Genomic DNA, 13,181 nt, shown 5'->3' on the forward strand with positions numbered 1-13,181 from the left:
TATGTCTCTGCCTTACATCTGGTCCATATACTTGTTGAGCAGGCCGTCGACAAAGTTGTTGCCAGCACTGTTGGCGTGCCCCTTGACCCATTCAAATTCCGGCTGGGCAAACTTGGCTATTTCCTTGGCAATCTCCTGCCAGAGCTCGCGGTTGGCAACGGGTGACCCGTCCGCCTTCTTCCAGCCCCGTCTCTGCCAGCCCTTGATCCAGGCCGGACCCTGGTCATTGTCGCTGACGGCCTTGATGACATATTGGGAGTCCAAAGAGAACAAGAGGGGCTGGTCATTTAAGCCCAGTTCTTCCAGCTTCTTCAGGCTTTCCAAAAAAGCGGTCATTTCCATTTCGTTGTTGGTGGCCCCAAAACGGCCGCCGCTGGCGGACAGCTTCTGGCCGCCGTATTCGATCAAATAAGCCCAGGCTGCTTTGTCGTCTGCCTGCACGTGCCCGCCCTTGTGGGTCCCATTGTTCCGGCAGCCCCCGTCGGTAAAAATGTGGGCGGCATACTTCGAACTTGCCGCAAATTCTTTTTTATTTTCAGCCTGCTTTTTCTTGCTTCCGCCCTGTCTGACCTTGGCGATCGCGGCCTGCAGATTGTCCTCTGCCCCCTGCAAGGCCTTGAGGGCATCTTCCAGGTCCATCTGCTGATAGTCCAGGGCCTCCATTATATTGCTGAAGGACTTGTATTCTGCCCCGGGAAATCCCTTGACCTGCTTTTCGGCCTCAGGCCAGCTGTGGTAGATTCCTGGCCGGTAGCCTTTTTTAACAACATAAACTTTCATCTACTCCCTCTTTTCTGCTAAAATGGTATGATGTTTACAAAGCAATTGTATCAGAGAAAGGAGGGGCGACTGTGCTCTTTTTTAATTCTAAAAAGTATGCTGAAGAAACTGAAAAAAAGCGCGGCAAAAATCTCGATCCCCGGGACCACTCCCTGGCCATGATGTTCTTCTTGGGCATTCTGGCAACCTTTCCGCCTTTCCGGATCTTTCTGAAGCTGCGCGGCAAGCGGGTCAGCGACCTGGCTGAAAACCAGGCCAGCGGCTCTGACCAGGTTCCGATCATCTACGTCCATGGCTTCCGCGGCGGGGACTACACCACCAGGGTGATGGTTGAAGACGCCCTCAAGCAAAAAGGGGACGACCGCTTTTTGAAAGTCGAGGCTGACTTAACCGGCCGGATCAAGCTGACCGGATGCTATACCGGCGACAAGCAGCCCATCATCCAGCTGGCCTTCAAGGACCGGATTGCCGGCTACCAGGCCATCAACTACTATCTCAGCTTCATCCTGCCTTTTCTGAGCAAAAAATACGTCTTTACGCGCTACAGCGCCGTGGCCCACTCCCTGGGCTCGCCCTGCGTGGTCGCTACAGAAATGCGCTATGCCAAGCGGAAAAACTTCCCCCACCTGGCCAGCTGCGCTTTGATCGCCGGCCCCTTCAACGGAGTCATGTACCTGGGCGACATCCCCAATGTCAACCGCCTGACGGAAAGTGGCCGGCCTAGCATGATGACCCCGCACTATTCCTACATGCTCCGCCACCGGCGGGACTTCAGCCCCAGCATCCGGGTTTTGAACATCTACGGCAACGTCCTGGACACGACCAATTCCGACCGCTTTATCTCCGTGGTTTCCGCCAAAAGCATCCGCTATATCCTGGCCCCGGACGCGGTCTACTACCAGGAAGTCGAGGTCCGCGGCGACAACGCCGAGCACTCGCAGATGCATGACGAGCCCTTCGTCATCGGCATCCTGAACCGTTTTTTAGGCTTAGATAAAATCAAGAAAGGACTTTAAAGTGACTGCAATCTCTTGGATCGATATTTGGCACATCATCTTCTTCGCCAACGCCATCCTGGCCCTCTGGACCGTCTTCCACAGAAAGCGGTCCGTGGCCGCTTCCTGGGCCTGGCTGATCGTCTTGATCATCCTGCCCGTAGTCGGCTTCATCATCTACGTCTTCGTCGGCCGGGGGATTTCCCAGGAAAACCTTTTTGCCATCAACCAGCAAAAGCACATCGGCCTCTCCAACGTGAAAAAAATGATCACCGAGGCCCCGGCGAAAATTGACCAAAACGACACCTCCCCCAGCGCCCACATCTTGATCAAGTACCTGGACAAGGAACAGGAGTCGCCCATTACCAAAAACAACAAGCTTAAGCTTTACACCGACGGGCATGACAAGTTCCGGGACCTTTTCGCCGATATCCGCCAGGCCAAGTCCAGCATCAACGTCGAATACTACACTATCTATAACGACGCCATCGGCAACGAATTCCTCAAGCTTTTGATCCAAAAAGCCAAGGAGGGGGTCCAGGTCCGGGTCCTCTACGATGCCTGGGGGTCATTCGGAGCCTCCAAGAGCTGGTTCAACCAGCTGACTGAAGCCGGCGGCGACGTTTTGCCCTTCATCACCTCAAGAAACATAATTTCCCGGAACCGGATCAACTACCACCTCCACCGGAAGATCGTGGTCATCGACGGGGTTATCTCCTGGACCGGAGGTTTCAATGTCGGCGACCAGTACCTGGGCAGGAAGAAAAAATTCGGCTATTGGCGGGACACCCACCTCCGCCTGGTCGGGTCAGCCTCCCTGCTTTTGCAGGAAAGATTCGTGATGGACTGGAACGCTTCCGCCGTCAAGGAAGAAGAACTGATCAGCTTTGACGAAAAGCTATTTCCTGACCTGGATGAAAACGACATCTCCAAGGGCGACATGGCCGTACAGGTTGTTTCTGACGGCCCCGACAACGACGAGCCTTACATGCGAAACGGCCTGGTCCGCTTGATGATGCTAGCCAGAAAGCGGGTCTGGATCCAGACTCCTTACTTGATTCCAGATGAGGCCATGATTGCCGCCTGGCAGATCCTGGCCAGCTCGGAGGTTGACCTGCGGATCATGATCCCCTGCATGCCGGACCACCCCTTCATCTACCGGGCAACCCAGTGGTACGCCAACCAGCTGGTCAAGATCGGGGTCAAGGTCTACACCTACAACAACGGCTTCATGCACGCCAAGACCATTATCGTCGACGACAAGTACGCGACTGTCGGCAGCGTCAACCAGGACTACCGGTCTTATGACTTGAACTTTGAAGATAATGTCTTCGTCTACGACCGGGCCTTTAACAAGGAGATGTCCGACCAGTTTGAAAAGGACATGGAGCAGTCGACCCTCCTCACGCCGGAGATGATCAAGAAGCAGTCACGCTGGCTGCGGTTCCTGCAGAACTTCTCCCGCCTCCTGTCCCCGATTTTGTAAAAAACAAGAAAACAGAAATTTAGAGCAGATAAAAATGGATTAGTCACTCGACTAACCCATTTTTCTTACGTCAATATTTACCCCGCGTTCCAGGCGCTGCGTCAAGAAAGAGGCCACATCGCTGGCCTGCTTGTTGAAGCGGAGGTAGTAGATCTGGTGGCGGCTGGTTTCCAGGGCCGCGATCGACAGGTCGCCCACTTCCGGCGGCGCCGCGGTCAGGATCACCTGGCTGATTTCGCTGTATTTCAAAGTCCGGCGGAAGTAGCCGCTCAAAACTATCCGCTTGTCAGCAAAGCCCGACGTGGCTTCCAGGATCCCCGTCAAAATGAAGAGGGCCAGGAAGACGATGAAGCCGGGAGTTCCCAGATCCAGGTAGCCCCAGCTGGCCCCCAGCCAGACCAATAGGATCGGCATGACCACCGCCGTCATCCGCCAGCGGGCCCGCAGGATCACCGTGGCCTGGCTGTACCAGCTGTAGCCGGCATAGGCCGCCAGCAGGGTGTCGGCGACCAAGTAAAATAACGTGTCCATGGATTACCTCAAATATAATATCTTCTGCAACTAGTAGCTTAATTATAGCAGACCAAGCGATTATAATGAAATCAAAAGGTATCAGCCGTTTTTTAAGAAAGAGGCAAAAAATGGACCAAGCAAAACTTGCGGAATTTAAAGCAGACTTAAAAAAGGCCAAGCACCCTGCCTTTTTGACCGGGGCAGGCGTGTCAACCCACTCCGGCATCTACAACGGGGTCAGTGAGCCCCCGGAAGTCATCTTGAGCGAGGAGACCCTTTATGACCGGCCTCAGCTTTTTTATGACTTCGTCATGCAAAACATGTACTTCCCGGACGCCAAGCCAAATCTGATCCACGAAAAGATCGCGGCCATCTGCAATGAAAAAGGGGCCCTCATCACCCAGAACATCGACACCCTGGACCGGCAGGCCGGCAACCAGCACGTGACCGAATTTCACGGCAACCTCTACGACATCTACTGCTCCAAGTGCAAGCAAAAAGTCAGCTATGAGGACTACGCCAAGGGCTACAAGCACGAGTGCGGCGGGATCATCCGGCCCGGCATCGTCCTTTACGGGGAAGGCATCAACCCGGCCAATGTCAACCAGTCCATCCTGGAAATGCGGCAAAGCGACCTGGTCGTGATCGTCGGCACCAGCTTCGTTGTCTACCCCTTCGCCGGTCTCTTAGGCTACGCGGCAAAAGACGCCAAAATCTGGGCCGTCAACTTGACTGAGATCCCGGCACAAGGGATCAAGCAGCTGACCGGTGACGCCTTGGAGGTCTTTAAGAAAGTTTAGCCAGAGCTTCCTCAGCTGCCTCCTTTAAAACTACGGCCTGGTTGTGTTCTTCATCTTTAGCCCCGTACAAAAAGAGGACGTCCCCTTTTTGCAAAAGCTCTTGCAAATGCTCCACGAAAGGCGGCCATTCCGGATTGTCTGCCAATTCTTCCAGGTAATCTTGGCGGAAGTCCGTGTACCGGGCCGGGTCATGCTTAAACCAAGTCCGCAAGTCCCGGCTGGGAGCCAGATCTTTCTCCCACTCGTCTAAATTGGCGGCTTCTTTTTTGATTCCCCGGGGCCAGAGCCGGTCGACTAAGATCCGATAGCCAGCGGGCTGCTCTTTGGCGTAGATACGGACAGTTTTGATCGTTGACATAGGCGCACGCTTTCTCTTAAAAACAGTTTTTATTACAGCTTTTACTACATTCCCTATTTTAGTTAGAAAGATTAATTAAGCAATGGACTACAGGAATTTTTTCACCGGCCGGCCCACCAGCGAGATATGCCGGGATTTGATCGGCCGCCCCTTTTATTATCAAGCCGGCGGGAAAAAAATTGGCGGCTATATCGTTGAGGCCGAAGCCTACCTGGGCATATACGACCGGGCCGCCCACTCCTACGGGGGCAGAAGAAGCCAGGCTAACGAGGGCCTGTGGCGGGCCGGCGGGACCATCTACATCTACTCCCAGCGGCAGTACGTCTTTTTTGACATCGCCTGCCAGGAAGAAGGCAACCCCCAAGGGGTCTTAATTCGGGCCATTGAGCCGGTCTGGGGCCTAGACCAAATGCTTAAAAACCGGGGCGGCAAAGACGGGGTCCTTTTGACCAATGGACCGGCCAAATTAATGCAGGCCATGGGGATCAAGTCAAGAAACTGGGACCTGGCCCCTTTGGCGGACTCCCCTTTCGTTATTGACTTGACTGAGAAAAAGCCGGCTAAAGAAATCATTGCTTCGCCCAGAATCGGGATCGTCCAGGCTGACCCGGCCTGGGCCCAGGCGCCTCTGCGCTATTATGTGGCCGGCAACCCCTACGTCTCTGGCATGAAGAAACGGGACTGGGTGGATGATCACGGCTGGCTGTAAATAAGAAAAGGGCAATCACAAAAATTCAGAAAACTAATTTTTTCTTGACTTTTTCTTAAAAGTAATTTAGCCTAAATGTAGTTAAAAATTATCCAATACAATAGAGGTCGCGATCGTTCACAAACACAAGGGGAGCTCACTGACAGTGTTGAGCCTTGTTATTAAGGGATATCGCCGAAATCAGCAGTGGGGTCGTGCGCACTGTTGGTTGGGCTGCAGGAGAAGATTCTGCAGACTGTCCTAGTTTTCTAGGGAGCGCTATAATTTTTGGTATTCATACTGAATTTTACAGAATCAAAGCAAGCCTCATTGTATACCGCAATGGGGCTTTTTTGCCGCTTTTTATTGTATTTCATAACTACTAAAAACATATCGGAGGTTTATTCAGATGAAGAAGCACAGCAGCTGGATTAGCGCCTTAATGGCGGCGGTCATGACGCTTGTCTTAGCTGTCAGTTGGAGCCAGCCGGCGCAAGCCAGCGGCACCTTGAAGATTGGTATGGAAGCCAACTACGCTCCATACAACTGGACCCAGACCACGTCCGCCAATGGCGCGGTCAAGATCGACGGGACCAGCTCTTACGCCAATGGTTACGACGTCAAGATCGCCAAGATCATCGCTAAGAAGCTGGGCAAGAAGGTTATCGTGGAAAAGACCCAATGGGACGGGCTTTTGCCAGCCCTGACCAGTGGCAAGATCGACTTGATCATTGCCGGGATGAGCCCGACGGCGGAAAGACGGAAGGCCATCAACTTTACCAGCCCATACCGGACCACCAACTTCGTGGTTATCGTCAACAAGCAGAGCAAGTACGCCAAGGCCAAGTACCTAACTAACTTCAAGGGGGCCAAGCTGACTGCCCAGCAAGGGACCCTGCACTACGACCTGATCAAGCAGCTGCCAGGGGCCAAGCGGGAACCAGCCTCCAAGGACTTTGCCGCCATGCGGGAATCCCTGGAAGCCGGCACGATCGACGGCTACGTGGCTGAAGACACGGAACTGACTTCCTTCCAGATGATGGACTCCAACATTACCGGGGTCAACCTGTCTAAGATGAAGGGCTTCAAGGTCTCCTCTTCTGACGCGGAAGTTTCCATCGGGGTCAAGAAAGGCAACGACCAGCTGCTCAGCCAGGTTAACAAGGTTTTGGCCGGCATTTCCACTTCAGAAAGAAACAAGCTAATGAAGGAAGCCGTGCAGCAGCAGCCGCAGACCAGCACCAAGAAGGAAAACTGGCTGGTTTCCATGCTGAAGAACTACGGGCAGATGATCCTGGAAGGGATCGGGATGACTCTCTTGATCTCCCTGGTCGGCACCATCGCCGGTTTCTTCATCGGTTTGCTGGTCGGCATTGTCCGGACTATTCCAGAACCAAAGAACAAGTTCAAGAAGGGTCTGTTAGCCTTCTGCAAGTGGCTCTTGTCCGTCTACGTTGAAATCTTCCGTGGCACGCCAATGATGGTACAAGCCGCTGTTATCTACTACGGGATCGCCCAGTTCTGGCACATCAACCTGAACAGAACGGTTGCCGCTTTGATCATCGTCTCCATCAACACCGGGGCCTACCTGGCCGAAGTTATCCGCGGGGGGATCATCTCCACGCCGAAGGGGCAGTTTGAAGCCGCCAGTGCTTTGGGGATGACCCACAACCAGAGAATGTGGAGCATCATCCTGCCACAGGCTATCCGGAACTGCCTGCCGTCAATCACCAACGAATTTATCGTCAACATCAAGGACACTTCCGTATTGAGCATCATCTCAGTATCAGAACTGTTCTTCGTCGGTTCAACGATTGCCAGCCAGAGTTTCCAGTTCTTCCAAACCTACCTGGTCATCTCGGTCATCTACCTCTTCTTGACCTTTACGATCACCCGGATCTTCAACTTGATTGAAAAGCACATCGAAGGTCCTGAAAACTACAACATGATGGTCAACCAAGTTCAAGTCGGCAAGCAGGAAGGAGACAAGTAAAAAATGGCTGATTACAAGGATAATGAAATTATTTTAAACGTTCAGCACCTGCAAAAGGCTTACGGTAAACACCAAGTTTTGAAGGATATTTCCTTTGAAGTCCACAAGGGCAAGGTTATGACGGTCATCGGTCCTTCCGGTGGCGGTAAGTCAACCATGCTCCGCTGCATCAACTTGCTGGAAGATCCAACTGGCGGGGAAATTCTTTTCCATGACCAGAACATCCTGGATGAAAACTACAACATCCCCCGCTACCGGTCCAAGGTCGGCATGGTTTTCCAGCAGTTTGAGCTTTTTGAAAACAAGAACGTCTTGCAAAACTGCATGATCGGCCAGGAACTGGTTCTGAAGCGGTCAAAGGAAGAAGCCAAGAAGATTGCCCTGGAGAACCTGAAGACCGTTGGGATGGACCCCTACATTGACGCTAAACCCCGCCAATTGTCCGGCGGGCAGAAGCAGAGAGTAGCGATTGCTAGAGCCATCTCCATGAACCCGGAAATCCTCCTCTTCGACGAACCGACCAGTGCCCTTGACCCGGAAATGGTCGGGGAAGTTTTGGAAACCATGAAGAAGCTGGCCAAGACTGGTTTGACCATGATCGTGGTTACCCACGAAATGGCCTTCGCCAAGGAAGTTTCCGACCAGGTCCTCTTCATGAGCGACGGTTACGTGGCTGAACACGGCAGCCCGGATGAAATCTTCAACCATCCGCAAAGCGAAAAGACCCAGAAGTTCTTAGCCAACTTCCGTGGCCCGCAAATTTAATTACACGCAAAAAGCAGCCTCGCGGCTGCTTTTTCGTTTGCGGTTTAGTTGTTTCCCCTGCGGTTAGTAAATTTTTCCGTCAAAGCAAAAGCAAAAATAACTACGATAGCAAGCAAGAGCAAGTTAACAAGAATCGTCCATGTTTGCTGACTATCGTAAACCTGCATAGTCAGTGACGAGGACAAGCCCAGGCAAGCTAATTCATTAATTATCAGCTGCAAGAACCAGCTAGCCTTCTGCCAAACTTGTTTTATCTTATCTTGCTTATCTTCTTTTCTGTCTTACTTGTCCAGGCCTTCAAAGGTGCAGACGAAGGCATCACGTTGGCTCTTTTGGTCATGTGCCAGGTAGCGGACTTCAAGCAGGAACTGCTTACCCCTGAAGTCGAAGATCCGGCTGACCGGACCCGACTTTCCCTTGCTCTCCTCCATCAGTTCCAAGATAGCTTTCTTAAACGAATATTCCAGGTTGGCATCTTCTTCCCAGCTGGCTACTGGATAACCAAAGGGCTTGAGCACCTGCCGGTAGCTCTCATTCATGAAGCTGAAGTGAACAAATGCATCTGTCCCCTTCTCCAGAATGCAGATCGGCAGCTTAATGCCCACAGTCTGCTGGCTGCCCAGGTCGATCATCGGGTCAAAGAGAACGTTAACCTGGCTGACTGTATCATAGTAGCTGTTGCTGTCCGGGTCTTCCAACTTGGCCTTGGCCAGTTTGGCCAAAAATTCTTCTTCCGGAATCGGCTTGGAGAATAAGTAGCCCTGCTGGCGCTCGCAGCCAATTTCCCGCAAGAAATCCGACTGCTCCTGGGTCTCCACCCCTTCACAAAGAGTGTGCATCCCCAGCTTTTTAGCCATATCAACCACGATCGCCAGCAGAGTCTTGACCTTGGCCCGGCTGTCGAAGTCCCGCAAGAAGACCATGTCAATCTTCAAGAGGTCGAAGTCGTACTCATCCAGGTTGTTGAAGTTGGAATAGCCGCTGCCGAAGTCATCCATCCAAACCTCATAGCCGCTGGCATGGAAGTTAGCGATAGCCTGCCGCAATTCCTGCGGCTTGGTGGTCACCGTTGACTCCAGGATTTCAATCTTCAGCAGGCTGGCCGGCAGCTTAAAGTAATGGCGGATTTTTTCAATCTCGGCAAAAATGTCGCAGACCTGGAAGTCCACCCAGGAAAGGTTGACCGAGATCGGCACCAAAGGCTGCTGCTCCGCTCTTCTTCTGGCCAGCATAGCACAGACTTGGCGGATGATGGCCAGATCCAGCTTGTGAACCAGGTGGGCCTCTTCCAGCACTTCAATGAAAAAGCCCGGTCCCAGGACCCCGTATTTCGGATCAACCCAGCGGGCCAGGGCTTCCGCCCCGCAGATCCGCCCGGTCAGGCTGCGGCTTTCCAATTGGAAGTATGGCCGGATCCAGCCTTCATCCAGGGCCTTCTGGAAGTTTTCCAGGACATAGCCCCGTCTTTCAAAGTCCTGCTTGACCTCCTGGTTGTAGACCTGGCAGACCACAGCCCGGTTGTTGTTGAGGTAGCGCAGGGCCCGCTTGGCCTTGTCGACCGCCGTCATCAAGCCCTCACTGATATTTTTATAGCGGTAGACCCCGGCCCGGATGCTGGCTTCTGTTTCCTTGTTGATTTCCTCAGCCGCCCCTTCCAGGCTCTTTACCAGGTCGGGTGCATCTGTCGCCAAGAGGAAGTTGTCTTCCGCGAAGCGGACCAGAACTCCGTCGTCAAAAAATTTCTGCAGGATCTGGGCAATCTGCGAAAGGAGCTGGTCGCCCTTTTCAAAGCCATAGCGGTTGTTGTAGGCCTGCATGTTGCTGACGTTGATCAAAACGACGGCGGGTATGTCAGCTTTTTCCAGGCAGGACTTGAGGTAGGAATTGGCAAAACCGCGGAAGTAGTTGGTGTTGGGCAAGCCAGTCACCTTGTCGACGAAGAAGTTGTTTTCCCGGACTTCCCCATCAAGGTCCCGCTTCTGATGGTAAATCTTCTCTTCAGCGATCCGCAGTTGGGCTGTCATATCCCCGTCTGCCATGTCCAAACAAACGGCAGAAGTTACCAGATGGGGCACGACCGGCAGGCCCTGGATGCTGGCCATGTGCTTGACTTCTTCCTGCAAGTCATTAAAAACCCGCTTGACCGCGGCAGCGTCTTCCAATTTGACCACGGCTAAAAATTCATCCCCGCCATAGTGGCAGCTGAAGCCGTGCATCTTCTCAGCCAGCTGCTCAACCGCTTGACTGACCACAAAAAGGACCTTGTCCCCTTCTGAGCGTCCGTAGATTTCGTTGATCGATCTGAGGCCGTTCATATCAACTAAGAGGAGGTAGTAGTCGCTGCTGGCTCCCCGCCGCTGGATACTTTTGAGATAGGACTTTAACTTTTCCCTTCCCTTGATATTGCTCAAGCTGCCCAGGGACACGGTGTCGACCAGGGTTCTGAACTGGTAGACGGCCAGGAACAAGAGGCAGGCCGTCGCCACGTAGGCATAGAAAGGAAAGGTGCCAACGTAGATATCCAGGCCCCCGAAGATGACCAGCAGCATCGGCCAGCTGGCCGTAGTCAGGTAAAACTGCCGGATATTTTTAGAGGGGCTCTGCCGGATCCCGTTGATGGCCAGGCCAATGGCGGACAAAGAATATAGAAGGGGAACCAGCAAAAGCAGGATGTTGTAGAGCAGGGTTGGCTGGAGCTGGGCCGTCAAGAGCCAGCCGGGATTGATCAAGAGCACGAGCAGTTCAAAGACCCCATTAAGCAAGGCTACTGAACAGACCAGGAGCCGCTTGGACCAGCTGTCGGTCAGGCTGAATTCCCTGCATTGGTCAATGTAGAAAAAGACCGCCACACTGACGAAGTCCAGCATCCACAGCTTATATGTTCCGGTAAAAAGCAGACCCGCCTGGCTGGCCGGCAGGACCCCGCCCAGTTGCAGCTTGTCCAGGGCGTCACCCAAAAAGTAGAGGGTTTCGCTGACCAGCGATGCCGCCAGCCATTTTTCCCTTTTCCCGTAATTTGTAATTGGCTTTAAGGCACCAGTCAAGATCAGCATGATTGCCATGCAGAAGAATTCCCCCAGCGCGTAAAGCATAGCCGTATTTGTCATTTTCCCGCGATCCTCTGTCCTAATCTAAGAGTTGGCTTACCCTAAATTTCGTGTTTTGCCTATTTTACTTTAGATTATAGCCCATATTTGCCCGGAAAAAAGCTTTTTTGAACTAATGGCTTATCAATTTATATCCAAACTACTATAGACCTATAAAAGTAATTTTAGCTGTATTTTCCGTACAATTATTATTCTGCTTGTATAAAAGCACTTGTAGAGGCTTTTAATTCAAAAAGCCAGGCAACATTATAACAAATATAAAATCAAAAGCCGAGCGATTATAAATAAAATAGTACACTTTTAATTTAGCCAGGCAAAAGAAGACAGCGCCAGCCGGCTGGCTGACGCTGCTTAAACTGTTTGATATCGATGAGGAAATTTTTAGCCTAAAACGCGGACGGCGAAGCTTGGCGTGTATGAGGACACGCTGCCAGTCATCACGTTTTGGCCTGGGGCTGGCGCCATGACGTATTGGCCGCCGCCCAGGGCAATGGCTACGTGGTAGGCTGAACCGTATGAACCCCAGAAGTAGAGGTCACCAGCTTGGGCGCTGGCCACGCTGATCTTGGTGCCGGCGTATTGCTGGGTGTAAGTAGTCCGGCCCAGGTTGATGCCGAAGTGGCTGTACACGTATTGTACCAAGCCGGAGCAGTCAAAGCCGCTTGGCGTGGTCCCGCCCCAAACGTAAGGTACGCCCAGGAAGGTCAAAGCGTATGAAGTAATCGCGCTGGCACTGGCTGAAGCAGTTGAAGTTGAAGTTGAAGTTGAAACAGTTGGTGCCTGGCTGACTGCTTGACTGCTGCTTGCTGCAGTGTTGGTGCTTGAAGTAGTGTTAGCATTTGATGCTGCAGTATTAGTGTTGGTCGTAGTGGACGCACTGCTGTTAGATGCAGTTGACTGGCTTTGAGTGTTGGCACTAGTGCTGGTGTTGGAATTGCTGCTAGTGTTAGTAGTAGTGCTCTTCGCCTTAGTAGCATTCTTCTTGGCCTTTGGTGCCTGGCTGGAAGCAGTCGTGCTGGTTGATGAAGCAGTGTTAGTGCTTGCTGCAGTTGAGGTTGAGCCAGTAGTTACGCCGTTTACCCCGTAAGCAGTCATGCCAGCCCGCAAGTTTAAACTTTGGCCGATCAAGATGGTGCTGCTTGACAAGTTGTTGGCCTTCATCAAAGTACTTACTGAAACGCCGTACTTCTTAGCCAAACTCCACAAAGTGTCACCCTTTACGACCGTGTGGGTCGTTGAAGTAGTGTCAACGGTACTGGTTGAAGTGCTAGTCTTGGTTGCCTTGTTTGACTTAGTTGGGATTTGCAGCTTCTGGCCCACGTAGATCAAGTGGCCGGAAACGCCGTTAGCCTTCTTCAAGTCGCTTACTGAAACGCCGTACTTCTTTGACAGGCCCCACAGGGTATCGTTCTTAACAACAGTGTAGCTGTCAGCCAAAGCGCTGGCCCCAGTAGTTAAAAGGGCGCCAGATGCACTCAGAGTTGCCAAAGCAGTCATCAACAGGTTCTTTTTCTTCATGAAACGTCTTTTCTCCTTTAACATGTGGTTTGATTTGATAACAATCTATAGTATAACTTTCAATTGTTACAGGAATGTATCGGTCTGATTACAAAACGAAACGCCGATTGTAAAATTAAACTGAACACTGTTCCGATCCAGTAAGAAAAATCGTTTTCACTGGATCAGAGCACAAAAA

The 13,181-nt window shown here is 52.2% G+C and carries 11 protein-coding genes and 1 riboswitch; of the genes, 6 read left to right on the plus strand and 5 right to left on the minus strand.

Going from position 1 to position 13,181, the window contains the following annotated elements; genetic code table 11:
* Positions 1 to 12 precede the first annotated feature (12 nt).
* The gene (locus FD23_RS01665; RefSeq protein ID WP_025895421.1) at positions 13 to 780 is read right to left on the minus strand and encodes a ribonuclease H family protein; all 768 of its coding nucleotides are present in this window, start codon (positions 778 to 780) and stop codon (positions 13 to 15) included.
* 71 nt (positions 781 to 851) lie between these two features.
* Between FD23_RS01665 and FD23_RS01670 the strand changes: the two genes are divergently transcribed.
* Both FD23_RS01670 and cls read left to right on the plus strand, forming a co-directional pair.
* On the plus strand, positions 852 to 1,796 hold the full coding sequence (locus tag FD23_RS01670; protein WP_025895420.1) for an alpha/beta hydrolase: 945 nt from the start codon (positions 852 to 854) through the stop codon (positions 1,794 to 1,796).
* 1 nt (position 1,797) lies between these two features.
* Positions 1,798 to 3,261 (plus strand): cardiolipin synthase, encoded by a 1,464-nt coding sequence (gene cls, locus FD23_RS01675; protein WP_052933523.1) that lies wholly within the window; start codon positions 1,798 to 1,800, stop codon positions 3,259 to 3,261.
* Positions 3,262 to 3,312: 51 nt separating this feature from the next.
* Here cls and FD23_RS01680 read toward each other — a convergent pair whose 3' ends face one another.
* Positions 3,313 to 3,792, minus strand: a complete 480-nt coding sequence (locus tag FD23_RS01680; RefSeq protein ID WP_025895419.1) for a hypothetical protein — start codon at positions 3,790 to 3,792, stop codon at positions 3,313 to 3,315.
* A 110-nt stretch (positions 3,793 to 3,902) separates the two neighbouring features.
* Between FD23_RS01680 and FD23_RS01685 the strand changes: the two genes are divergently transcribed.
* Complete coding sequence (locus FD23_RS01685) at positions 3,903 to 4,574, plus strand: NAD-dependent protein deacylase (protein ID WP_025895418.1); 672 nt, start codon at positions 3,903 to 3,905, stop codon at positions 4,572 to 4,574.
* On the opposite strand, the gene FD23_RS01690 is transcribed toward FD23_RS01685, so the two are convergent.
* Entirely contained in the window at positions 4,561 to 4,932 is a 372-nt protein-coding gene (locus FD23_RS01690) for a DUF488 domain-containing protein (RefSeq protein ID WP_025895417.1), read from the minus strand. The genes FD23_RS01685 and FD23_RS01690 overlap by 14 nt on opposite strands.
* 82 nt (positions 4,933 to 5,014) lie before the next feature.
* On the opposite strand from FD23_RS01690, the gene FD23_RS01695 reads away from it, so the two are divergent.
* From FD23_RS01695 to FD23_RS01705, 3 genes are all read left to right on the plus strand, one after another.
* On the plus strand, positions 5,015 to 5,641 hold the full coding sequence (locus FD23_RS01695; protein WP_003611679.1) for a DNA-3-methyladenine glycosylase: 627 nt from the start codon (positions 5,015 to 5,017) through the stop codon (positions 5,639 to 5,641).
* Between the two features lie 93 nt (positions 5,642 to 5,734).
* Positions 5,735 to 5,910: riboswitch (Lysine riboswitch) on the plus strand.
* A 119-nt stretch (positions 5,911 to 6,029) separates the two neighbouring features.
* Entirely contained in the window at positions 6,030 to 7,613 is a 1,584-nt protein-coding gene (locus FD23_RS01700; protein WP_025895416.1) for an ABC transporter substrate-binding protein/permease, read from the plus strand.
* 3 nt (positions 7,614 to 7,616) lie between these two features.
* Positions 7,617 to 8,378, plus strand: a complete 762-nt coding sequence (locus FD23_RS01705; RefSeq protein WP_052933522.1) for an amino acid ABC transporter ATP-binding protein — start codon at positions 7,617 to 7,619, stop codon at positions 8,376 to 8,378.
* A 281-nt stretch (positions 8,379 to 8,659) separates the two neighbouring features.
* Here FD23_RS01705 and FD23_RS01710 read toward each other — a convergent pair whose 3' ends face one another.
* Positions 8,660 to 11,485 (minus strand): GGDEF domain-containing phosphodiesterase, encoded by a 2,826-nt coding sequence (locus FD23_RS01710; RefSeq protein WP_052933521.1) that lies wholly within the window; start codon positions 11,483 to 11,485, stop codon positions 8,660 to 8,662.
* Positions 11,486 to 11,866: 381 nt separating this feature from the next.
* On the minus strand, positions 11,867 to 13,003 hold the full coding sequence (locus FD23_RS01715; protein ID WP_025895413.1) for a C40 family peptidase: 1,137 nt from the start codon (positions 13,001 to 13,003) through the stop codon (positions 11,867 to 11,869).
* Positions 13,004 to 13,181: the final 178 nt, after the last annotated feature.

The organism is Lactobacillus delbrueckii subsp. delbrueckii DSM 20074 = JCM 1012 (genome assembly GCF_001433875.1).
GTDB lineage: Bacteria > Bacillota > Bacilli > Lactobacillales > Lactobacillaceae > Lactobacillus > Lactobacillus delbrueckii.

Excerpts from the sequence above, each read along its gene's own strand:
- FD23_RS01665 (WP_025895421.1), bottom strand. The coding sequence starts at position 780 with ATGAAAGTTTATGTTGTTAAAAAAGGCTACCGGCCAGGAATCTACCAC.
- FD23_RS01680 (WP_025895419.1), bottom strand. The coding sequence starts at position 3,792 with ATGGACACGTTATTTTACTTGGTCGCCGACACCCTGCTGGCGGCCTAT.
- FD23_RS01685 (WP_025895418.1), top strand. The coding sequence starts at position 3,903 with ATGGACCAAGCAAAACTTGCGGAATTTAAAGCAGACTTAAAAAAGGCC.
- FD23_RS01690 (WP_025895417.1), bottom strand. The coding sequence starts at position 4,932 with ATGTCAACGATCAAAACTGTCCGTATCTACGCCAAAGAGCAGCCCGCT.
- FD23_RS01695 (WP_003611679.1), top strand. The coding sequence starts at position 5,015 with ATGGACTACAGGAATTTTTTCACCGGCCGGCCCACCAGCGAGATATGC.
- FD23_RS01700 (WP_025895416.1), top strand. The coding sequence starts at position 6,030 with ATGAAGAAGCACAGCAGCTGGATTAGCGCCTTAATGGCGGCGGTCATG.
- FD23_RS01705 (WP_052933522.1), top strand. The coding sequence starts at position 7,617 with ATGGCTGATTACAAGGATAATGAAATTATTTTAAACGTTCAGCACCTG.
- FD23_RS01710 (WP_052933521.1), bottom strand. The coding sequence starts at position 11,485 with ATGACAAATACGGCTATGCTTTACGCGCTGGGGGAATTCTTCTGCATG.
- FD23_RS01715 (WP_025895413.1), bottom strand. The coding sequence starts at position 13,003 with ATGAAGAAAAAGAACCTGTTGATGACTGCTTTGGCAACTCTGAGTGCA.